Source organism: Desulforhopalus glucosivorans (genome assembly GCF_054397165.1).
Genome location: NZ_AP044854.1, coordinates 951,984 through 974,887 on the forward strand (window position 1 = coordinate 951,984; position 22,904 = coordinate 974,887).

General features: G+C 43.5%; 21 protein-coding genes. 9 read left to right on the forward strand and 12 right to left on the reverse strand.

Going from position 1 to position 22,904, the window contains the following annotated elements:
* Positions 1 to 61 precede the first annotated feature (61 nt).
* The 4 genes from rph to sbmA all read left to right on the forward strand — a co-directional run bounded on the left by rph (position 62) and on the right by sbmA (position 4,022).
* On the forward strand, positions 62 to 760 hold the full coding sequence (gene rph / locus ACX6CI_RS04145) for a ribonuclease PH (RefSeq protein ID WP_458776913.1): 699 nt from the start codon (positions 62 to 64) through the stop codon (positions 758 to 760).
* A gap of 21 nt (positions 761 to 781) precedes the next feature.
* Positions 782 to 1,570, forward strand: coding sequence for a radical SAM family protein (locus tag ACX6CI_RS04150; RefSeq protein WP_458776914.1), 789 nt, complete (start codon positions 782 to 784; stop codon positions 1,568 to 1,570).
* Positions 1,571 to 1,617: 47 nt separating this feature from the next.
* The gene (locus ACX6CI_RS04155; RefSeq protein WP_458776915.1) at positions 1,618 to 2,565 is read left to right on the forward strand and encodes a hypothetical protein; all 948 of its coding nucleotides are present in this window, start codon (positions 1,618 to 1,620) and stop codon (positions 2,563 to 2,565) included.
* Between the two features lie 194 nt (positions 2,566 to 2,759).
* Entirely contained in the window at positions 2,760 to 4,022 is a 1,263-nt protein-coding gene (sbmA, locus tag ACX6CI_RS04160; protein ID WP_458776916.1) for a peptide antibiotic transporter SbmA, read from the forward strand.
* A gap of 334 nt (positions 4,023 to 4,356) precedes the next feature.
* On the opposite strand, the gene ACX6CI_RS04165 is transcribed toward sbmA, so the two are convergent.
* From ACX6CI_RS04165 to ACX6CI_RS04175, 3 genes are all read right to left on the reverse strand, one after another.
* Complete coding sequence (locus tag ACX6CI_RS04165) at positions 4,357 to 4,554, reverse strand: heavy-metal-associated domain-containing protein (RefSeq protein ID WP_458776917.1); 198 nt, start codon at positions 4,552 to 4,554, stop codon at positions 4,357 to 4,359.
* 145 nt (positions 4,555 to 4,699) lie between these two features.
* Entirely contained in the window at positions 4,700 to 5,248 is a 549-nt protein-coding gene (locus ACX6CI_RS04170; RefSeq protein ID WP_458776918.1) for a PepSY-associated TM helix domain-containing protein, read from the reverse strand.
* A 1-nt stretch (position 5,249) separates the two neighbouring features.
* Entirely contained in the window at positions 5,250 to 5,711 is a 462-nt protein-coding gene (locus ACX6CI_RS04175) for a DUF4920 domain-containing protein (protein WP_458776919.1), read from the reverse strand.
* A 175-nt stretch (positions 5,712 to 5,886) separates the two neighbouring features.
* On the opposite strand from ACX6CI_RS04175, the gene ACX6CI_RS04180 reads away from it, so the two are divergent.
* From ACX6CI_RS04180 to ACX6CI_RS04190, 3 genes are all read left to right on the forward strand, one after another.
* On the forward strand, positions 5,887 to 8,154 hold the full coding sequence (locus ACX6CI_RS04180) for a heavy metal translocating P-type ATPase (protein WP_458776920.1): 2,268 nt from the start codon (positions 5,887 to 5,889) through the stop codon (positions 8,152 to 8,154).
* A 216-nt stretch (positions 8,155 to 8,370) separates the two neighbouring features.
* Entirely contained in the window at positions 8,371 to 9,300 is a 930-nt protein-coding gene (locus tag ACX6CI_RS04185) for a BMP family lipoprotein (protein WP_458776921.1), read from the forward strand.
* Positions 9,301 to 9,370: 70 nt separating this feature from the next.
* Positions 9,371 to 11,662, forward strand: a complete 2,292-nt coding sequence (locus tag ACX6CI_RS04190; RefSeq protein ID WP_458776922.1) for an ATP-binding protein — start codon at positions 9,371 to 9,373, stop codon at positions 11,660 to 11,662.
* Positions 11,663 to 11,673: 11 nt separating this feature from the next.
* Here ACX6CI_RS04190 and ACX6CI_RS04195 read toward each other — a convergent pair whose 3' ends face one another.
* On the reverse strand, positions 11,674 to 11,808 hold the full coding sequence (locus ACX6CI_RS04195; RefSeq protein WP_458776923.1) for a hypothetical protein: 135 nt from the start codon (positions 11,806 to 11,808) through the stop codon (positions 11,674 to 11,676).
* Positions 11,809 to 12,481: 673 nt separating this feature from the next.
* On the opposite strand from ACX6CI_RS04195, the gene ACX6CI_RS04200 reads away from it, so the two are divergent.
* Positions 12,482 to 12,868 (forward strand): hypothetical protein, encoded by a 387-nt coding sequence (locus tag ACX6CI_RS04200; protein ID WP_458776924.1) that lies wholly within the window; start codon positions 12,482 to 12,484, stop codon positions 12,866 to 12,868.
* 116 nt (positions 12,869 to 12,984) lie between these two features.
* Positions 12,985 to 14,832 (forward strand): SLC13 family permease, encoded by a 1,848-nt coding sequence (locus ACX6CI_RS04205; protein WP_458776925.1) that lies wholly within the window; start codon positions 12,985 to 12,987, stop codon positions 14,830 to 14,832.
* 16 nt (positions 14,833 to 14,848) lie between these two features.
* On the opposite strand, the gene ACX6CI_RS04210 is transcribed toward ACX6CI_RS04205, so the two are convergent.
* The 8 genes from ACX6CI_RS04210 to ACX6CI_RS04245 all read right to left on the reverse strand — a co-directional run bounded on the left by ACX6CI_RS04210 (position 14,849) and on the right by ACX6CI_RS04245 (position 22,692).
* On the reverse strand, positions 14,849 to 15,427 hold the full coding sequence (locus ACX6CI_RS04210; RefSeq protein ID WP_458778430.1) for a LysE family translocator: 579 nt from the start codon (positions 15,425 to 15,427) through the stop codon (positions 14,849 to 14,851).
* 65 nt (positions 15,428 to 15,492) lie between these two features.
* Positions 15,493 to 16,260, reverse strand: a complete 768-nt coding sequence (locus ACX6CI_RS04215) for an amino acid ABC transporter ATP-binding protein (RefSeq protein WP_458776926.1) — start codon at positions 16,258 to 16,260, stop codon at positions 15,493 to 15,495.
* A gap of 38 nt (positions 16,261 to 16,298) precedes the next feature.
* Positions 16,299 to 17,393 (reverse strand): amino acid ABC transporter permease, encoded by a 1,095-nt coding sequence (locus ACX6CI_RS04220; RefSeq protein ID WP_458776927.1) that lies wholly within the window; start codon positions 17,391 to 17,393, stop codon positions 16,299 to 16,301.
* A 9-nt stretch (positions 17,394 to 17,402) separates the two neighbouring features.
* A complete protein-coding gene (locus ACX6CI_RS04225; protein ID WP_458776928.1) occupies positions 17,403 to 18,575 on the reverse strand; it encodes an amino acid ABC transporter permease in 1,173 nt (390 codons plus the stop codon).
* A 65-nt stretch (positions 18,576 to 18,640) separates the two neighbouring features.
* Positions 18,641 to 19,660: an amino acid ABC transporter substrate-binding protein gene (locus ACX6CI_RS04230; protein WP_458776929.1), complete on the reverse strand. Its 1,020-nt coding sequence runs from the start codon at positions 19,658 to 19,660 to the stop codon at positions 18,641 to 18,643.
* 261 nt (positions 19,661 to 19,921) lie between these two features.
* A complete protein-coding gene (locus tag ACX6CI_RS04235) occupies positions 19,922 to 20,515 on the reverse strand; it encodes an HDIG domain-containing metalloprotein (RefSeq protein ID WP_458776930.1) in 594 nt (197 codons plus the stop codon).
* A gap of 17 nt (positions 20,516 to 20,532) precedes the next feature.
* Positions 20,533 to 21,552 carry a uroporphyrinogen decarboxylase gene (hemE, locus tag ACX6CI_RS04240; RefSeq protein WP_458776931.1) on the reverse strand — a complete coding sequence of 340 codons (1,020 nt, stop codon included), beginning with the start codon at positions 21,550 to 21,552 and terminating at the stop codon, positions 20,533 to 20,535.
* Positions 21,553 to 21,624: 72 nt separating this feature from the next.
* Complete coding sequence (locus tag ACX6CI_RS04245) at positions 21,625 to 22,692, reverse strand: radical SAM protein (RefSeq protein ID WP_458776932.1); 1,068 nt, start codon at positions 22,690 to 22,692, stop codon at positions 21,625 to 21,627.
* Between the last annotated feature and the right edge of the window lie 212 nt (positions 22,693 to 22,904).

A 22,904-nucleotide genomic window follows, 5' to 3' on the forward strand; every position in this document is an offset into this window, starting at 1 on the left:
CCTCTTACGCCGGTAAACCTGCGTAAGAAGACTTGTGTTGTTGAAACTGTAAGGAAGAGATATGCGAAGTAATAATAGAAAGGCCGATGAAATGCGCCCTGTCTCCATAGAAAGAGGTTTGCAGCATCAGGCGGATGGTTCGGTCCTTATTAAAATGGGAAATACCCATGTGATCTGTGGTGTTTCAGTTGAAGAAAAGGTCCCACCGTTTTTAAAAGACAGTGGTCAGGGTTGGATCACTGCTGAATATGGTATTTTGCCTTGTGCTACAGACAGTCGGTATCGCCGGGAAACCAAGGGTGCTTCAGGACGAACCATGGAGATCCAGCGCCTTATTGGCAGATCTTTGCGCATGATGGTAGATCTGAAATCCATTGGTGAACGAACTCTGCGAGTGGACTGCGATGTATTGAATGCGGATGGTGGTACCAGGACTGCGTCCATCACCGGTGGTGCAATTGCTGTGGCGGATGCATTGAAAAAAGTTGTGGCTGCTGGTGGCTTGGATTCCATGCCTGTGATAACACCAGTTGCAGCAATATCTGTTGGTCTTTTAGATGGTAAACCTCTTCTTGATCTCGATTACCCTGAAGACTCAACTGCTGAAACAGATGCAAATTTTGTAATGGCAGGTGATGGTCGCTGGATTGAGATTCAGGCAACGGCTGAAGGTGCTCCCTACTCAGATGAGGACTATATGGCCATGATGGATCTTGCCAGAAAGGGTTGTGGTGAGCTCTTTACTCTTTGGGATAAATAGGTTTTTTGTACTGGAGATAATATGAAGGGAGACATCCGGGGAACGAAAGAATGGGCGGTTGCTGAAATCAACTGTAGTCGCGGATGTCCCCATGGCTGTTTATACTGTTATGCCAGGTATGATCAGGTTGAGAGAAAAAAACTGGTCACGGGCAGTGAGTGGAAGCTGTGCCAGGATATTGATGAGGAAGTAGACAAATCCCAGCCATACTACGATGGCCAGGTTATGTTTCCGGCAGCCCATGATATCATCCCGGAAAACCTTACAAGTGCTATCAAGGTGATAAAAAATCTTCTGGATGCCGGTAATAAGGTGCTTGTTGTCTCTAAACCACACTTGGGTTGTATCCAGCAGATTTGCCACGAATTATATCCCTTACGTGAAAATATTCTTTTTCGTTTCACAATAACTGCAAGAAATCCCGAGATATTACAATTCTGGGAGCCGGGTGCGCCTGACTATCAGGAACGTCTGATGAGTCTACGATCGTCCTTTGAGAGAGGCTATGCCACCTCAGTCAGTATTGAGCCAATGCTTGACAGAGATGATGTGGTTGAAATGATTCACGAGCTTTTACCCTATGTTACCAACTCTCTCTGGCTTGGGAAAATGAATAAGATCGAGACCAGGGTGGTGGGAGGCGGTGATGAGTTACCGAAGGAAATTGAACGTATTAAGAGTGGTCAGACAGATGAACAAATTAAAAACTTATACCAGCAGTTGCAAGGTGTAGAAAAGATCAGGTGGAAGGAATCCATGAAAGAGGTGTTGGGGCTGTCGCTACCTCAGAAACCTGGACTGGATATTTAAAAACGTTTTCACCGTGAATTCACTTGTAGTAATAAAAGGTTTCTATTGTGACGTTGTTTGACGAGTTTATAGCTGTACTACCCACCATGAGTGTTGAGCCAAGATGGTTTGTCTTTGGCCTCACCATAGTCGGAGGATTTCTCGTTGGTTGTGGGGTTCGAAGACAGCAGTTTGGGCTTCGTATCATTGGTCTATTTCTACAGCTCAGTTCTTTCTATTATTTCCTGAATTCTGTCTGGTATCCGTTTTCCGTCTCTATTGTTACAAATTCATATTTCTTTCATTGTTTCATTATAGTGTTAACAGCGATGTTTTCCGCATATATGATGGAAAAATGGCTGATTGGAGGTCTGAAACAATGGGACAATATTGTATATGCGACCCTTTTTTTACTTGGGGTCGTGGCCTGGTATGCTGGCGGAATTCGGGAGATTTACATGCATATTGTGCTGTTTGAAAGGCTCAGTGGACTTTTACTGTTGATTTCAGCGACATCTATCGCTGTGGGGCTTTTGGCAGAAAATATTGGCTGGGTCCGACTCAATATCCTGCTTCTCATCCAGCTTCCGGTAATGTGCCTGTTATTGTTGCTTGAGTATTTCAATGGTGTTGAAACGTTCTCTTTACTGACAGGGTGGGGGACTACTGTATGGCCAATTGCATTATTTATTCAGTATAGAATCCTCACTGTACTGGATGATCTGAGCTGGAGAAAAACGAGTAGTGTGTATCACCTTGTTTCTTTTTGGCTGTTGTTTGTTTTCTGCAATAAAGAGCTCACCATTATAGTAACTGAGAAATTTTCAAATGCGTTGATCACTCACTTTGCGCAAATCCTGTTAGGATGTGGAGCAATGTTGTTCATAGCTGCTTTCAAAAAACTACATATCTGGCCTGTACGGCGGTTTCCATCCCTCTATCTATGGGGAGGATCTGCTGGTATTATAGTTGTTCTGCTCCTCACTGTCATATTGACGCCACGCCTGATTTCTTAATATATTTACCCACCTGCAAATCCATGAATTAACTAACTAAGCTTGTTAAAGAATCAGTAAATAATTACTATACTAATTTTTTCCGTTATTGCCGGTGGTATTGAAACGCTGGAAAGAGTTTATCGTGTACGTGATGTTCTGCCTGGAACAGTGGTCTTTGAAGTACTATTTTTAATTAAGAGAGTGTACCCGCTATGTTTAAATCTTTTTTTCCAAATCCAAGACTGTTTTTTACAACTGTTGCCCTTTATGCTGGTCTCTGTTGTTTTGTGTGGTACGAGTTTAATGAAAAAATCGGCCACTATGTCGGGCTTGATCTGTCCTCAAATGAACCTGTGATTGGCTTGGGGCATTTTTTGACAGACTCATTTTTGTTGTTCTACGTTTTTTATTTCTTCTGTACAGCCATTTTTGCGGCGGTCTGGTTTACCTTTGCAAGGCATCGTTGGCAGTGGTGGTCAATTATTGGGACCGCATTTATTCTGTTTTCCACCTATTTTTCTGTGCAGGTATCGGTTGCAATAAATAACTGGCGCAGGCCCTTTTGGGATTTAATTCAAAACTCTTTGAAAAAACCCGGAGCAGAGTATGTCCCCCATGCTGTGGCAGAGGGAACGGGATCGGTTTCGGCTCAAATATATGATCTCATATTGATTTTTGCTGAAATCGCTTTTTTAGCCATCTTTGTCTATGTGATAACCCGGTTTTTCGTCAGTCATTATATCTTTCGCTGGCGTACTGCAATGAACGAATATTACACAGGAAGATGGTCTCAGGTGCGACACATTGAGGGTGCATCCCAGCGTGTGCAGGAAGATACCATGCGTTTTGCATCGATTATGGAAGGTTTGGGAGTTTCCATGGTGGATTCGGTGATGACCCTGTTTGCGTTTCTGCCACTTCTCTGGGCACTTTCAGAGTATGTGGTTGAATTGCCGATTGTCGGTGAAATTTCTCATCCTCTATTTTATGCAGCTCTTGCCTGGTCCATCTTTGGTACTGGTTTACTCTCCATTGTGGGGATTAAGTTACCAGGGCTTGAGTTTAAAAATCAGAGGGTTGAAGCGGCCTTTCGTAAGGAACTGGTGTACGGGGAAGATGATGAAAGCCGCGCACAACCACCAACTCTTAATGAACTTTTCAATAATGTAAGAAAGAATTATTTCAGACTCTACTTTCACTACATGTATTTCAATGTTGCCCGTATGTTCTACCTTCAGGCGGATAATATTTTCGTTATGGTTTTACTTATCCCCACCATTGCAGCAGGAGCAATTGCCCTGGGTATATTTCAACAGATACTTACAGCCTTTGGCCAGGTAAGTAGCTCTTTTCAGTATTTGGTCAATTCGTGGACGACCATTGTTGATCTCTTATCGGTCTACAAACGCTTACGTTCATTCGAGGCTGCTATAGAGAACAAACCACTGCCAAAGATTGACCAGGTGGAGGCCTGATTGTCGTTGTTTTTAGCGTCAGTTGGTAACACGTATCGATGAGATGAATGTCGCCTTCGTCCATTGAAACAACCCACTTTCTGGTTCAGCCTTGGGTGTGTATATCACATTATGGATTGGTTGAGTTTTTAATGTGTGGGTAAAAGAATCATCCCTTCAATGCGCTCTACGTGACGGGGAGTAAAACTCCAGTGTAAATAAAACCTTACCGGATATTCTGAAAATGGAATCCGGTAAGGGGAAGGTTTTGGCTCAGTGTTTTGCTATTTTATGACGTTTAAATTTGTTTAGAGTGGCAACTGAACTAATCGGTCTTGCTCCATGTTATTCTTTCTTATTCCCCTGGATCAAAACCGATCTGGTTAATTGCTGCTTGTATTGTACTGCGTTCGATACCTGCGTTTACAAAGGAAGCTTCACCGGTATCAAGGTCCACTGAAACCTCAGTCAGCCCATCTATTTCTTCCAGCGCCTTTGTTACTGCGCCAACGCAGTGTTGGCAGCTCATGCCGCTTATCTTTATTTTGTCCATTTATCTCTCCTTGCTGTGCGTTAATATACCCTAACGAGCCGTTTGTAAAAGTGTCTAACTATTAAAGATTAGTTGACCTTTGAGCAACTGTTTGTTGGGCATAGTCTCTGGGGTACATGATATGTCTGATATTAACCAGGTGGTTTTAAAGCAGGAAAACAAAGTATAAAGGAATCAAGAACCCTACGAGCACCAGGCTAAGATGCCTGGTTTTCTGCTTTCCCCGGATCATGAAACCACCTGTCAGAGCGACAATGAAAAGGGCAATGCAGTACACGTCCGCAAACCAGGTCCAAACACCTTTCAATTTATTGAGGTGAAGACTGTTGATCTCATAAAGTATTGGTCGCTTAATCACTTTTTCCATCTCAATTATACCTGTATCAAGATAAACATCGATGGTGTTACCTTCAACAAAGACCCGCAGCACCCGTGGTGAAACAAAGGCGCCACTTTTATATTGTCCTGTTTCTCCTAATTCTTTGAGAAGGGTTGCAATATACTGCATGTCCGGTTGAGTCCCTTCACTCATCGGGGCTACAGAGGCGGTCGATTTTTCAATCTGATAATTGGGGTTAAAGCGTGGAGATATGTGATTAAGAGTAATCCCGCTTACAGCGTAGATGATGGTCAACCCCACACAGAGATATCCTATATCTCTGTGGAGGAGATGGTTAAGTTTACGCCATTTCATCTTATTCTATTTCAGCGCCAAGACCACGGATACGGTAGAAACTTACTGGACCTGTGATAGACGCAGGGTCAAAGGGTGTACCCTGTTCTTCGGCATGGTGTTGTGCCATTTTGATTGCCTGTTGTTGAGTGAGTTTAATTTCTTCCGGAATTCCTTCAACTCTGGCCATTTTGCCCTTTGTATCTAGTGGAAAAACGATTTCTCCATCAACTACCTTAATTTTGATTTTTTCAAAAGGCAGGTCGCTTGCAATATCCATCCAGCAACCCCGAGCTGCGCAGACATCTATAATGAGGCCTTCAACCAATACTTTTTTGCCAAGGTATTTGGCCGGGTGGGCATTTATTTCAGAAACCTTTGTTACCTCTGTAAGGCTTAATGGTTCACCAAGCTTGAGGTTATTTGCAGAAACAATAGAAGGTAAGAGTAAAAGAGTAAAGAATAGTGAAATGATTGCTTTCATAGATACCTCGCCTCGGTAAACGGTTGTAGTTTGCGTCATGTCATGCCTTTGTGATTGTTTTGATTTCGATCTGATCTGTGATTATTCTTCTAGGATCAGACCCTGATATTTGATAACAGTAAACACGTATAACCTATTATTAAAGAAAATCGTTAATTTTTTAAATAGAATCGCAATGAAAAAATATCAATCAGAGATTACAGGAATGCATTGTGCTGCCTGTTCAAGTCGTATTGAAAAGGTTGTAGGCAATTTGGAGGGGGTCGCCAGTTGTGCTGTGAATCTTGCTACAGCAAGGGCCAGTATAGATTATGATGATACTGTAGTGACGGTTCAGGCTATAGAAGCGTCCATCAAAAAAATAGGATTTGAAGCGGTTGGGGAGAGTCGGGAGCCAAGTAATTCAGATGAAAATAGAGTCGAACAGCAACTGGAGGAAGTAGGAAAGCGCCTGTTTCCAGCATTCATACTAGCTGCTTGCATCATGTATGTTTCGATGGGACCAATGATTGGTTTACCTCTTCCCGGTGCAATGAGTGCTAGCAGCGGGCCCTTCCTTCACGCTTTTATTCAGTTTCTTCTTGTCCTTCCTGTACTCTATCTAGGTCGACATTTCTATTTGAGTGGTATTCCTGCACTGCTGCGGGGTGGTCCTAATATGGACTCTTTGATTGCCATTGGTACCGGGGCGGCATTTCTCTATTCCACATGGAATCTTGTGGAAATAACTATGGGGATACGTCCGGTTGAGCTGGCCCATGATCTCTATTTTGAATCGGCTGCCATGCTCATCGCGTTAATTTCCCTTGGGAAGTATCTGGAGATGCGTTCAAAGGTGAAAACCGGAGAGGCGATTGGAGCGTTGATGCAACTCACTCCCGAGACGGCGACATGTATAGATGCTGAGGGCAAGCACCAGAGAACTCAAGTTGATTTACTTCAGGTCGGAGACAACATTTTTATTCGTCCGGGCGAGCGAATTCCGGTGGATGGAGTCATTGTGGAGGGGGAGTCGTATATAGATGAGTCAATGCTGACAGGAGAAAGTATTCCTGTAAAAAAGACTGAAGGTACACACGTGTACGGCGGTACACTGAATACGACCGGAACCCTCACATTCACGGCGGCAAAGGTTGGGGCAGAAACGGTGCTTGCACGTATTGTTACCCTTGTTCAGGAAGCCCAGGGAAGTAAGGCTGCCATTGCCAGTCTGGCTGATCGTATCAGTTTATACTTTGTGCCGGTTGTCATGTTTATTGCAATTGCATCAGGTCTTATCTGGTATTTTGGCGCAGGCGCTGACTTTAGTTTTTCTCTTCGAACTGCTATTGCTGTTTTAGTCATTGCTTGTCCCTGTGCCATGGGCCTTGCCACTCCAACGTCTATTATGGTTGGTACAGGGCGAGGGGCCCAGCTTGGGATCCTAATTAAAAATGGGGAGGTGCTTGAACGCGCTGAAGGGATCGATTGCGTAGTCTTTGACAAGACAGGGACCCTCACCAGAGGAAAGCCTCAGCTCACAGATATCGTACATTTCAGTTCTCTGACTGACGATGACTTGCTTAGTGTGGCTGCAGGTATAGAACAGTTTTCTGAACATCCCCTTGCAGGAGCAATCGTAATGGCTGCTCAAGAAAAGGGGCTTCATATGAGTGCTGTGGAAGACTTTAAAGCACTTCCTGGTTACGGAGTTCAGGCTCATTTAATGATGGAAGGTAGACTGAAACAGTTACTTCTAGGCAATGCATCTCTATTACTACAACAGGGTGTCAACGACTTCCCTGAGGATTATGCTGATAACTTCAAACGTTTATCCCTTGAAGGGAAAACTGTTATTCATCTAGCAATTGATGGCACAATTCAAGGCCTGATGGCTGTAACTGATCCTATCAAAAATGAAGCTAGAGAGGCTGTGGCAGGGCTTCAAGATATGGGAGTTGAGGTTGTTATGCTGACAGGTGACAATGAACAGACTGCAGAGGTAATAGCGAATATTGCGGGGATCTCTCATGTTGTTGCAGGCCTGTTTCCCGAAGATAAATCAGATGAAATAAAAAGGCTGAAAGAAAAAGGCAGAACAGTTGCAATGGTAGGAGACGGTATCAATGACGCTCCTGCCCTCGCTGTTGCTGACGTAGGTATGGCTATGGGGACTGGTATTGATATTGCCATGGAGTCAGCGGATATAGTCTTGATGAACGGTAATCTGGAAGGGGTAGAAAAAGCCATTGGACTGAGTCGGGCAACAATGAGAAATATACGCCAGAATCTTTTTTGGGCATTTATATATAATGTAATAGGGATACCTGTTGCAGCCGGTGTTCTCATCTTGGTTGGCGGCCCAGCGCTGAGTCCTATGCTGGGAGGGGCGGCAATGGCATTAAGTTCTGTTTCTGTGGTGAGTAATGCTCTGCGACTTCGCTATTATGGTGTTGCAAAGTAATAGTTAAATATCTTTCCATATTTTGAGAAATGAAAACTCTGTGATATAAGTTCTATAGGACTTACATTTACACTTAGATTTAATTGATATCAAAGATATATCTGAGGGAGAGCAGTTATTATAATGGTTTTGGCGAATCTACGAATTTGTATCTGTTTCATTTTGTTGTTCTTACTGCCTGATGTTTCTTTTGGTCAGTTAAGAGTAGGGTTCCTTGTGCCGGTCTCTGGACTTGGGGATCAATCCTTTAATGACATAACCTATGCGGGGCTAGTAAAGGCGAGAAACGATTTTGATTTGAGGCTCATGATTGGTCAATGCCAAATAGGCTCCCTATCCATTACGACAGAGATGGAAACTCTTCTTGAAGAAGGGGCTGATATCATTGTTGCCAATGGCTGGGAGTTCGTTGACCCGGTGAAGGAGTATGCTAAAAAGTATCCTGAAAAGATCTTTATTTTAAATGATCAGCCGGTGACTGGTTTTGGTAATGTCGTTTCAACCATTTTCAGTCAACACGACGGTGCTTTTTTGGCTGGCGCTCTAGCTGCCATGGTTACCAAGAAACAGAGTGTAGGGTTTGTTGGAGGTATGGATATTCCTGTGATTCAGTCTTTTTATATAGGATTCAAAGAAGGTGTTGAATACATAGATGATAAGATCACTGTCACAGCAAAATACCTTGAAGGTGAGGGTGGTAACGGCACGGGCTTTGATGATCCTGCACTGGGCCATAAAGTAGGTCATGGACTTTATAATGATGGTGTCGATGTTATTTTCAGTGTTGCCGGACTTTCGGGCAACGGGGTTATCCGGGCAGCTGCTGAGCGTAAACTCTTTGTAATTGGAGTTGATGCCGATCAGGATCATATGGCTAAAGGGTATGTATTGACCAGTGTTATGAAGCGCCTGGATACTGCTGTTTACACAGTTTTGTCTAAGGTCGTTGATGGTAAAATGACCCCAGGTCTCCATTATTTTGATTTAGAGAATGAAGGGGTTTCCCTCACTCCTATGTTGTTTAGCAGAGAGGTTGTTACTGAGGAGATAAGAAAACAACTCAATGAGGTTAAGGAAAAAATTGTAAATAAGGAAATTATTGTCACCAACTACCTTAATACTCCAAGTCAACAATCGAACAATTAACTGATGTTTATCTCTTGGCTGGCAACTTTTCGTTCTGCTTCTCCCACTCCTTGGAAGTTCAATTGTATACATGATTAATAGAGATACATATTTTAACACAAGTGTGTTGATACCATGGATGACCATGCGATACCGGATTACTGCTGGAATCATGTTTATCCTGTGTATTCTTTTCCTTTTTTTTGCCAAGATTGCCATAACTGAACAGCGAGCAAGAATGCTCCAGCAAATTGAAAACTATGGTGCAGAAAGTTCTCGTTTCATGGCACAGATTTCTATTATTCCTCTACAGAAGTTCAGCATATATCAGTTGGAAAACTACGTAGCTCATTTTGAGAAGAGTACACTTATTGCCTACTGTAAGATCTACGATAATAAAGGCTTATTGCTCACCCCGGGTGGCGGCATGGAAGCAGGGGTGGGTGGAAAGAATGATGAGCAACTACCTTCCATTAAAATTTTTGAGTCAGAAATTACTGAGAATGGAGTCTACTACGGTAGGGTGGAGGTTGCCCTATACCTTGATTCTGTCAATTCACAGATAGATAGTATCTCCATGTATATTATGGCAGCGTTCCTTTTAGGACTCGTGGTTATTGGAGGGGCAGTCAGTTATTTTATACATAGCCAGTTCGTTCGGCCTATGCAGAAATTATCCAAAACCACTAAAACTATTGCCGAGGGACATTTTGTTACCTCAGATATTTCACACAGAAGGGATGAGATTGGTCAGCTTGCTGAGTCTATCAATCTCATGAGTAGTAGTTTAGAAGACTCCTATAGAACTCTCGAAAAGAAGGTTGATGAGCGTACAGCAGAGCTGTACCATGCCAAAAATATGGCGGAAAAAAGTAATCGCCATTTGCAGATTGTAGGAGAAGAGGTCCAGGCCCTGCTTGATAACTCTCCGGTGGGAATTCTTTTTGTTACAGATGACTACAATATTCTTCGGGTAAACGAGGAATTTTATAGAATTACCGGCTATAAATCGGAGGAAATTGTAGGGAAGTCGACAAGGATTTTGTACCCTAATGTTGCAAGTTTTAAAGATTTTGCCAAAATTTCAGAACATCTTGATAATAATGATCTCTTTGAAAAAAGGACTGAGCTTGTAACAAAAGATGGCTCACTTATCAGTTGTGCTGTTCGAGGTCGTAAAACCTTTCTAGCAGGTGGTGCAAAGGGGATTGTCTTAAACTTTGAGGATATAAGCTCTCGCTTACTTATAGAGGAAGAGCTTCTTAAAATCAAAAAACTTGAGTCCGTCCGGGTTCTTGCTCGGGGAATTGCACACGATTTCAACAATATGCTGGTGGCAATACTCGGTAATCTATCTCTGATTCAACGTTTTACCGAAAGTGATGAGAAGGTTGGGGGCTTAGTAGAAGAGGCTCGAAAGGCATCGATGCGTGCTAAGGATCTTACTGAAAAACTTCTCACCTTCGCCAAGGGTAGTGAACCTGACTCTAAGGTTGAGCACTTATCTACGTTTTTACAAAAACATATTCCTGTGTTTCTGCTTGGTAGTAGTATTGAGTGTGATTTTGATCTTGAAGATGGGCTCTGGAAGGTAAAAATGGACAAGAGTCAGATTGATACTGTTTTGCAGAACATTGTACAAAATGCAAAGGAAGCAATGGCTGGTGTAGGGGAACTGAAGGTTTCATGCTCCAACAAGGAAATTGGAGATAACGAAATTTCTACCCTTGCAGCCGGGAAATATGTAAAAATTACCATATCCGATACAGGTTCTGGGGTAGATGGAAAAATCATAGATAAGGTGTTTGATCCGTATTTTTCTACCAAGGAAAAGGATAGTAATAAAGGTAGTGGCCTCGGGCTTTCCATTGTTCGCTCCATTATGATTAAGCATAAGGGTGCAGTGTCAATTGAATCCAAACTGGGACAGGGCAGTACGGTAACCGTATTTTTACCGGCTGTTGAAACTGAACCCGCAGCTGAGAAGGTGCCTGAGGAGATCCTACCGACTGGAAAAGGACATGTGGTGGTTGTTGATGAGCATCAGGACACACATGACCAAGCCATGGAGATGTTGCCATATCTTGGATGGGAATACGTGGGGTGTTATTCTCTAAAAGAAGCGACTACTAAGGTCGAGGAGCTAGTTACCGAAGAGAATAGCAGGGTCATAGTTTTGGTGTCAATGACAGATGAGACGGAGGCAAGTAGGGTTGTTGAAATGTTTCAGAGGCTTTCTGTTGATATCAAACTTGTTGCATGCCATGGTGGGAACGAAGACGCAATTGTAAAAGGCTACGTCAGGGACGGCTTTAATAGTGATCTTCCAAAGCCATTTCAACTCTTGGATCTTTCAAGAGTTTTGTCTGCTATAAACAGATGATCTGTAAACGTCTATTTCAGAACATTCTTTTTTCCACCATAGGTGCTGAAGTTGATTTCGAGCAGCTTTTTAAAGATTTCAACGATGATGTTATCTTTTTCCTCAGCTGGTGTGTTGTTACTCTCTTTCTCAGGGGCTTCGACCATCGGTATACCTCCGTATATTGATTAGTGCCTTACTCCTGAAATCCTGCCATAAAAAACAGGAAACTCAGGAGTGGAATTTGAAATCGTAAACGTAGTCTTACCACCAAGGCACTTATCCCGTTCATCGGGGTTAGTACCTTACTCCAGAAAAGCTGTCATAAGAAACAGGAAACTCAGGAGTGGAATTTGAAATCGTAAACTTAGTCTTACCACCAAGGCTCTTATCCCGTTCATCGGGGTTAGCACCTTACTCCAGAAAAGCTGTCATAAGAAACAGGTAGGGTAGACTCCGAGATAACAGGAGAACCTTTTAACATTGAGAACTTAAAATTACTTCTAAGGTACTTATCCCGTTTATCAGGGTTAGTAATATATCTAATTAGTACCAGATTCATTGGCAGTTGCAAGCAAAGAAAAGAGACGACTCCTCAATGGTGGAAAAACAGTGAAGCTGTGCTGTGCATATGTTATGTAGTTTTTTATGGAAAACCTGTCGTAAAGATACAGTTTGTATTGTCTCAATAAGGGAGCTAAAAGGCACTAATAGATAGTCAACAAAGAGAGGTGTCCCAGGTATTTAACCCGGTTGCTTCGTTTAGTGACTATTGCTATGTACTATGATGATGTAGAGAACTTACATGTATATTCTTGGTACTCAACATGAGGTGAAGGTATGGCCCAGGTAAAACCGATGAAAAAGGTTCACGTTTCTGTTTCACTGCGAGATAATAAAAATGTTACTGAAGATAGTGTCGTGTCATTTGCCTTTATTTTTGGGATTGGCCAGGACGGTCTTACTCCTTTTGAGTGTGTACTTGAAGGGGGGCGTAAAGGTGATCAGATACAAACGGATGTAAGCTCCAGCTCACTTGTTGAGTACTTTGGAGTATTACTTCATACGCTCAACCCTCTTACCGAGGGGAAAATCCTACCCCAGAACCTTTGTCTTAAGATCGAGATATTAGACGTGATGGACGTTGAGAATAGGGAAGTGGTTGCGGCTCTTGCGGGTTCCACAAGTGGTTGTGGTTCTGGTGGCTCCTGTGGTTGCGGCTGTTAGTGCCTTACTCCTGAACTTCTGTTAAAAAACAGGTAGCGTAGACTCCCAAGAAAACTGGAGAACCTTTTAACATTGCGTCTTTAAATTCTGGTCGTTGAAATAAAAAGGAACCATTAATGGAAGCAGCGATTATCACAACGGACATGTATATTGTCTTTTTTTTGTTGGGGTTGGCAGTATTTCTATTTGTAACAGATTTGTTGCGGGTTGATCTTGTGGGGCTACTGATGATGGTGTTATTACCTCTCTCCGGTGTCATCAGTGCTGAAGATGCCATTGCTGGTTTAAGTTCCAATGCCGTTGTTTCCATCATCGCCGTAATGATAATTGGGGCCGGACTCAATAAAACAGGAGTGATGAACCTCGTTGCTGCTCAAATCATTAAAATTGCAGGTCGTGGTGAGAATCGCATAATGGTGGTTATCTCTGTGACTGTAGCGGTCATTTCAAGTTTTATGCAAAATATTGGTGCTGCGGCACTATTTATGCCTGCAACCATCCGTATAAGTAAACAACTCCACTTTTCTGTGAGCCGAATACTTATGCCCATGGGTTTTTGTGCTATTATCGGGGGGTGCCTTACTTTGGTTGGTTCCAGCCCTCTTATTATGCTTAATGACCTTATGGAGGGGTGGTGGAATAATAACAGTGCCACAGTGGGAGATGCCACATTCACACCATTTGGTCTTCTTACTGTAACCCCCATTGGTTTAGCTCTTCTGATTACAGCCCTCATCTATTTCACGCTATTTGGAAATAAAGTTTTACCTGCAGAAGAGTGTAGTCTTGACGATGATAATATGGATAAACGACTCCATGAAATCTATGGAAGTGAAGTGGGGCATGGCTATGAAATTGAAGTGCCCCAGTTTTATCCCAACCACACCTTGGGAGAACTCGAAGTACGGCCCAAATATCATGTTACAGTTGTTGGTATTGCCAAGCAGAGCGGTTTTAAGAAGAATCTTTCTCCACAAAAAGATTCACATGTCGAGGCTGGGGATTCAATCTGGGTTGTCGGTTCTGAAGAAAATGTAGGCCGTCTTTGTGAAGAGCAAGGCTGGGTCATTAAGCCAGACTACGACGTATTTGAAACTGAAAATTACCCGGATGAGTCCGGAGTTATTGAAGGGGTTGTTATCCCCCATTCAAATCTTAGTCAGCACACCATGGAGGAATTGCAGTTCAGACGACTGTTTCATATTAATCCGCTCGCCATTGTTCGTGGCGATGAGATAATTATGGACGCAATTAATGTGACTAAACTGCAGCAGGGGGACACCATCCTTATGCAGGGCCAGTGGAAACAGTTTCGCCTTTTGTCAGAACAGATGGATATTGCCTTTCTCAGTGAAATTCATGATGTTGAACTAAAGCCGGAGCGAACCCGTTGTGCTGTTTTTTTTCTGGTACTTGCCCTGTTTTTGGCACTTGTGGTTCAGGTTAAACTTTCCATTGCACTACTCGCGGGAGCTCTTGGGATGATTCTTACGCGAATTATTCCAGCAGATAGAGCCTATGAGGCGGTGGATTGGAGAACCGTGTTTCTGCTTTCTGGCCTTATACCTCTCGGCACCGCTTTTGAGACAACTGGAACAGCGGCTTATATTGCAAACACCGTACTTGACCTGGTGGGTAGTCCGAGCCCACTTATGTTGATGTTTATTATTTCAATTCTCGCTTCATTTTTCTCCCTTGTGGCCTCAAATGTTGGGGCAACTGTTCTTATGATTCCACTTGCCATGAACATGGCAGTATCAGTGGGGAGTGATCCGATGATTGCAGCCCTTGTGGTGGCTGTTTCAGCCTCTAACACTTTTATTCTGCCAACACATCAGGTAAATGCCATGATTATGCGTCCAGGTGGTTATAGGACAAAGGATTATATGAGGGCTGGTCTGGGGATGACCTTTTTGTATACCGCGGTGTTGATGGGCTGTATTACATTGTTTTTTGGTGTGTAGCGGTGGGGGATATCGTTTAACCGAAGGCCAGCCAGCAGCCCACAGCCATCATAAGTAGGCCTGAAATTTTATTTAAAATTTCACTGCCTCCTTTTTTACTCAGAAATCTTCGAAGGCGTTTACCGCCATTCGCATAGATAATAAGGCAAAAAAATTCGATAAAGAGAATAATTGTAAGGAGTATAGCTGTTTGAGGTAGTACCGGGTACTGCTGGTCGATAAATGGGGGCAGGAGAGAGATCATAAAGGCCCAGCCTTTCGGGTTGGCAATAGCCGTAATAAAGCCCTGCATGGCGAGGGTGGATCGCTTTACATCATGGCTTGTATCCAGTGTGTCGGATAGTGCCATCTTCCCTTTTGAGAGCCACATCTGTACGCCCAGGTAAAACAGATAGCCGCCTCCGCAGTATTTAAGGAGAATAAAGGCCTGGGGGTATCTGAGCATTATTGCGGCAACACCTGCTACAGCTGCAATGGAAACAACAGCCACCCCAAGGAGCTCTCCCCACATCATGTAGAAGGTGCGACGAACTCCAACAGACATGCCGAGGGTGAGTGAGAGGGTCATACACATCCCTGGCGTGATGGAGACCATAAAAAAAGTCGGCACAAAAAGTGCCAGCAGGGATGCGTTGATCACTATTCTTCTCTTTATTCTAATTAGTCGAGAATCTGACTGAGGAAGAGTTGGGTCCTTTCGTGTTGCGGGTTACCAAAGAATTCATTTGGCTCATTTTCTTCAAGTACTTCACCACCATCCATAAAGAGCACGCGGTGGGCGACACTCTTGGCAAAGCCCATTTCATGGCTGACAACCAGCATCGTCATGCCATCCTGGGCAAGGCTGATCATAACATCCAGAACCTCTTTTACCATTTCCGGATCAAGGGCTGATGTAGGTTCGTCAAAGAGGATAACATTTGGTTTCATGCAGAGACTACGTGCTATGGCCACCCGTTGCTGCTGGCCACCTGAGAGCTGACCCGGGAACTTCAGCGCCTGTTCCGCGATCCGTACTTTTTCAAGATAGTACATCGCAATCTCTTCAGCCTCTTTTTTAGGCGTCTTACGAACCCAGATTGGACCGAGGGTGAGGTTTTCGAGGATAGTAAGATGGGGAAAGAGGTTAAAATGCTGGAAAACCATACCAACTTCCACCCTGATCTTTTCTATGTTTTTTAAATCATTAGTAAGCTCAATACCGTCAACGATGATCTTGCCTCGCTGATGTTCTTCCAGTCTGTTAATGCAGCGAATAAGAGTCGATTTTCCTGAGCCGGAGGGACCGCAGATAACGATCCTCTCACCCTTTTGTACTGTGAGGTTAATATCTTTGAGTACATGAAAATCACCATACCACTTATGCATGTTTTCGATGGTGATAATAGGAGATTCTTGATTATCTGTATCTGTAAGGTTTTCGTTCATCAATTTTTCCTGGGTTTAAAGCTTTATACGTAAGAGTCTTAAAGGCTCCTATCGAGTTCTCTTTCAAGTTTTCTACTGTAGTTTGACATGAAGAAGCAGCAGATAAAATAAATAAGGGCAACAAAGATATATGCCTCAGAAGAGTACCCCATCCATTTAGGATCGGTAAGTGTTGTCTGTGTGGTTTTGAGCAGGTCGTAGAGTGCAATGATAACAACCAGTGAGGTATCTTTAAATGCGGAAATGAGAATACTCACCGATGGTGGAATGACAATCTTTAGTGCCTGGGGAAGGATGATCAGGCGCATGGACTGAAAGTAATTAAGGCCCAGTGACTCAGCGGCCTCATATTGGCCACTATCAACACCCTGTAATCCTCCTCGAACAACTTCTGCGATATAGGCCGCTGTAAACATAATAATTGCGACCTGAGCCCTGAGAATTGGGTTGATGGTCATACCCTCTGGTAAAAAGAGGGGAAAAACTACAGACGACATGAAGAGGAGGCTGATAAGTGGCACTCCACGAATAAGCTCGATATAGATAACACAAAATGACTTGATGATTGGCATTTTTGACTGCCTGCCAAGGGCCAGGATAATGCCAACAGGATACGCAGCCGTGAGCCCAAAAACTGAAAGCAAAAGAGTAAGGGGGAGTCCTCCCCAGTTGGTACTTTCAACAGATTCAAGTCCAAAAAGACCACCTTTAAGAAGTAATCCCATGGAAAATAAACCAATGGCCCAGGCGTAGGCCAGGGATTTCTTCCAATGCTTTCTGTTCTGACTGTAGATTAATAGCAGTACCAGAATAACCACAGCAAGAAGCGGTCGCCACTGGAGGGCATGGGGATAAAAGCCGAATAAAATAAAACGGATATTTGCTGTAACAACAGACCAGCATGCTCCACCGTTGGCCTTACACTCTTCACTTGTTGTAAACCAGCTACTGTTAATAAAGGCCCAATCAATAAATGAGGGCACAGTTACATAGAGTACGTAACCGAAAACAAGGGTCAGTATCGTGTTAAACCAGCCGTTAAAGAGGTTGGATCGCATCCAGCCAATAATACCGACATCTGTTACCGGAGGTTTAATTTCTTTGGTTGTATTGGGGCGTAAAGTTTCTTCCATAGCTGACAACTATCTTTCCACAAGGGCAATTTTTTTATTGTACCAGTTCATGTAAGCCGAGGTCGACAGACTGAAAATGAGGTAGACAATCATGATGAGAGCAACACCTTCTATGGCCTGTCCTGTCTGGTTGATGGTGGTACCAGCAACAGACACAAAATCAGGATAGCCGATGGCAACTGCTAGAGAGCTGTTTTTTGTAAGATTAAGTAGTTGGCTGGTCAAGGGAGGTACGATGACTCGTAATGCCTGGGGTAGAATAACCAGATTGAGTACATGTCCTGGTTTGAGACCAATGGAGAGGGCAGCTTCACGCTGTCCCTTGCTTACTGACTGGATACCTGCTCTTACAACTTCAGCAACAAAGGCCGCTGTGTAGAGTACCAGCCCCAGCAACAGTGCGGTAAATTCAGGGCTGATTGTAATACCACCTTTAAAGTTAAATCCTTTGAGGGCGGGTACGTTCATCTCAGTAGGCGCACCTCCGACAAACCATGCGAGTAGCGGTAGGCCGAGCAGTACTGCAGTAGATACTTTTACGGTTGGAAATATAAGTCCAGTTGCAGCCTGTCGTTTTGCAGCCCATTTTTTAATAATAAAGACAAGGACAACTGCAATGATCAGAGCCATACCTCCAAAGAGAAAACCCTGGTGCCAATGTGGAACACCAAATATGAGACCTCTATTACAGAGAAAGACACCATCTATGGGATTGAGGGCTTGTCTGGGAGAAGGAAGTATCTCGTAAAAAAAGGCGTACCAGAAAAAGAGTTGTAAAAGGATAGGTATATCCTGAAAGAGCTCGATGTAGGCCGCAGATAATTTAGAGACAAGCCAATTGGATGACAATCTGGCAATACCAATAAATGTACCTAAGAATACAGTGAGGAGTATACCAATAAAAGAGACGATAAGGGTGTTGAGAAAGCCGACAGCAAGAGCTTTACCATAGGAGTCAGCTGCGGAATACTCAATGACCGATTCACCAATCTCAAAAGCAGCTTCTTTTTCAAAAAAACCGAACCCAGTTGATATTGACTGTCGTTCAAGGTTGGCAAGGGTGTTGCTGATCAGGTAGTAACTGAGCAGTGCAACTCCAACAACTGTGAGAATTTGATATAAAATTGCAAGCTTCGTTGGGTCGCGAAAAAAGGGGATTTTGCCGGGGGCTGTTGTGTCCATATTAACCTACAGTAAATAAAACGATGCCCGGACATGGTCCGGGCATTTTGAGTTGTACTATCGAATTACTTAAAAGGAGGTGCGTACATTAAACCACCGTTGGTCCAAAGACCGTTCAATCCGCGTTCAATCATAAGAGGTGTCTTGGTACCAACATTTCTCTCAAAGATTTCACTGTAGTTACCTACCAGCTTGATAATGTTATATGCCCATTTCTCATCAAGACCAAGTGCTTCACCATTACCCGCTGTAACGCCTAAAAACCGCTGAATTTTAGGATCAGTACTCTTCATCATCTCATCGATGTTCTCAGAGGTAATTCCCATCTCTTCTGCAGCAATGAGTGCGAGTACTGAGTAGTTAACGATATCGAGCCACTGGTCATCTCCGTGACGAACGGCTGGTGCGAGGGGCTCTTTTGAAATTATTTCAGGAAGGATCATGTAGTCAGTTGGAGTAGGAGCAACTGCGCGGATACCTGCAAGCTGAGAGGCATCAGAAGTCATACAGTCACAACGTCCAGCAAAAAATGCTTTTGAAAGCTCAGCTGTATTCTCAATGACAACCGGATTCATCTTCATGTTGTTGACGCGGAAATAATCAGCAACATTCTGCTCAGTGGTGGTTCCTGGAAGAACACAAACAGATGCACCATCAAGCTCGGTAGCGCTTTTTACACCGAGTTCTTTTGGGATGAGAAATCCCTGTCCATCATAAAAGTTTACGTGGGCAAAGTTGAGTCCAAGAGAGGTGTCACGGCTTAGAGTCTGGGTTGCGTTACGGGTAAGAACGTCAATTTCTCCGGATTGGAGCGCGGTAAAACGGGTCTTAGCGGTGAGAGGGGTGTACTTAACCTTGTCAGCATCACCAAATACTGCAGCTGAAACAGCTCTGGCTGTATCTACATCAAGACCTTTCCATACACCTTTTGCATCGGGTTTGGCAAAACCAAAAAGATCACCGTTAACGCCAGCCTGGATAAACCCTTTAGCCTTTACATCGTCAAGAGTTCCTGCAGTAGCAACACCTGCAGTTAAACAAAATGCAGCAACGACCGAGGGAACTACATGCTTTAACTGTTTCATCAATTAAGTCTCCTTGTAGATATTGATTGGTTATTGGTACTAAAATAAGACAATGATAATCTTATTTATCATTATTATCTATATGTATCATAAGTAAAACACTGCACGTTTCGTGCGACTCTGTTTATTCCAACAATTCATAGTAGTGTCAAGGATATTTGTTACATTATTGAGTAAAAAATGTGAAAAAGTTCAAAGGTTACAAAGTTGCCCGAAAAACAAGACAAATGTGACGTAAATGTAATAAAGACGATGGTCGTTCTATTCACCAACAGATAGAAAATCGTCCACAAGATTATCTGCTAAGGCCTCAGGTTCAAAACTTACAAAGGAAAAGAGTAACTGTTCAAATTTGAATGTCGCTGCAAAATTCTCCTTGATTCGTTGTTCTTTGACAGGGTCAGCATTGCCATAACGCTCTATTATATATGCGAGTCTGTCGTTTAGGGTGACCACCTGGTCGTGACGGACCCTTTTATCAGCGTAGTAAACGAGTTCTTTAGCGCCAAATGCCCCTTGTCTGTATTGTTGCTCGTTAAAGTCTCGCAATACCACGTGCTCAAGTACGATGTCCCCAATCTCAGGAAAACCGAGTTCTATACAGATGGACTGTCCGTCTTGAGCGTGATGACTGTTGTTTTTAAGACAACGGGTTTTGGCAATATCGTGCATGAGGGCACCGGCAATAACTTCGGCGGTATCGGGAGATAGTGCTGTAGGAGAAAGATAAAGCTGGGTGGCAAGTGTCTTTGCAACACGAGCCACCATAAAGGAGTGATCACGAATATTGTCCAGCATTTCATACTGGTCGATGAAATGCAGACACTGTTTAATGGAGGGTATTGGTCTTGTCATAAAAAACGTGAATTTGCCTAACGGCTGCTCAGTTCGTGGACAGCATCAACTGCAATTTTGGCCTGCTCAGGTGGAGTGAACTGGTGGATGCCATGGCCAAGGTTGAAAATATGACCATGGGCATCCTTGGCACCGTCTAGTAGGCGGCCAATTCGCGCACGCAGTTCATCCTTTGGCAGGAGAAGAGCAAAAGGGTCAATATTTCCCTGTATAGCTCTGTTACCGACTTTTTTAATTGCATCACCTATGTTCATACGCCAATCAAGGCCGATAACACTGGCACCGGAGGTGATGGAAAGATCAAGGAGCGTAGCTCCATTGTTGGCAAAGTATATAAGCGGAATGTCATACTTTTGTAGAGCTGCGAGGATTTTCTGCACATAGGGCAGGGCAAACTTTTCAAAATCACATGGGGCAAGCACCCCGGCCCAGCTGTCAAAGAGCTGTAGAGCCTGTGCACCTGCTCTGGCCTGGGCGTCAAGATAGAGGATGGTCGCATCGGTGATCTTTTCCATTAGATTGTGGAAAAGAGTAGGATCGGTGAACATCATTTTCTTGGTTTCCCAGAAAACCTTTGAACTGCCGCCCTCAATAAGGTAGGTGGCGCAGGTAAATGGGGCTCCTGCAAAACCTATGAGCGGCACCTTTAATTCTTTTCGTAAGAGACGGATAGTCTCCATGACAAAGCCTGTGGCTTCATCAGCATCAGGAATAATCAGCGTATCAAGAGCTGCCTGACTTCTAATGGTCTCAGGAAAGATCGGTCCCTTGCCCTCGTGGAATTCAAGATGTGCCCCCATTGCTTCCATGAGGATAAGTATGTCGGAAAACAGAATTGCTGCATCAAAGCCTAGGATATCAATTGGTTGAAGGGTAACCTCAACACAGAGTTCCGGGGATTTACATAGCTCAAGAAAGGTGACATTGCCACGAACCTTCTGGTATTCAGGAAGGTACCGTCCAGCCTGGCGCATCATCCAGATTGGGGTGTAGTCTGTTTTTTCTCCTCGACAGGCTTTTAGAAAGGTATCATTCATGTTGTTTTTATAAATTGAAGTTTTTGTTTAAATTATTATGCGTTACGTTTTATGCTTTTACCAGCAGTCCGTTTACTCTTTTTGTCGTAATTTTTTCGGGGTGTAGTTGCAGAATGGTTCCTGAGCCAGGAAGTCTCCGGTCATGGAATATGACCTTGCTCTGCATCCACCGCAGACACCAACATACTCACATTGACCGCAGTTGTCTTTATATCCTTTAAAATCTCTTAATTGGAGAAATAGTTCAGATTCTTCCCATATGGTTTTAAAAGGAGTGGTTTTTACATTCCCGGCAGATTTTGGAAAGTAGCTGCATGGTAAAATTTCTCCATCGACATCAATGAGACAGATGAGTTGTCCTGCAAGGCAACCCTTTGATCCACCCGTTGAGAAATTAAGGTTTCTTCTCTGGACTTTTTCTCCAGCTTCTTTAGCCTTTTCCCGGATGATCCTATAGTAATGCGGCGCACAGGTTGGTCGCATTAATAGCTCATTTTCTTCTTTTTCCACTTCGTAATGCCAGTCAAGAATTTCATCGTAGAGTTCCTGAGGGATAAGTTCCTCCATGATGTCTTCTCCGCGCCCTGTGGGAACGATCATAAACATATACCAGGCGACGGCTCCTAAACCTTTTACGAGTTTATAAATCTCGGGAATTTCGTCTTTGTTGCGCACCGTAAAGGAGGAATTAACAAGAAAGGGAATATCATGTTTTTTGAAAAGCCTAATGGCCTCCATAGTCCCTGCAAAAGCGCCTTCCTGGTTACGGAAGTTGTCATGGGTTTCAGGTTTTGCACCATCAAGACTAAGTGAAACCATTTTAATCTCAGCCTCTTTAATCTGCCGGCAGATTTCATCTGTTACTAGAGTCCCATTGGTTGCAAGACACATTCTAAAACCCTTGGAATTACCGTATTTGGCAATATCAAATACATCATCGCGCAACAGGGGTTCACCACCGGAGAGTACAAGAACAGGGCTTGCATAGGAGGCAATGTCATCCATGATTGTCTTGGCTTCTTCAAAACTGAAATCAGGATGATCGTCTATGGCAAGCTCTGACGATGAACGACAGTGTACACATTTAAGGTTACAGCGGCGGGTGATTTCCCAGGCAATCCATTTGGGTTCGAAATCCATAAAAAGCTCCAGATATATAATGACTCCAGGCAGCACAAAGGAGTCTTGTGATCAACCATAATTATAGGCTGTAGTTCAAACAAAACCAAGCATCTTAACAAAACTTAGCACCTTACTCCAGAAAAGCTGTCATAAAAAACAAGAAAACTAGAGAAACTTTTAACACTGCGAGCATAAAATTACTTCCAGATACGTAAACGTAGTGAGACCTT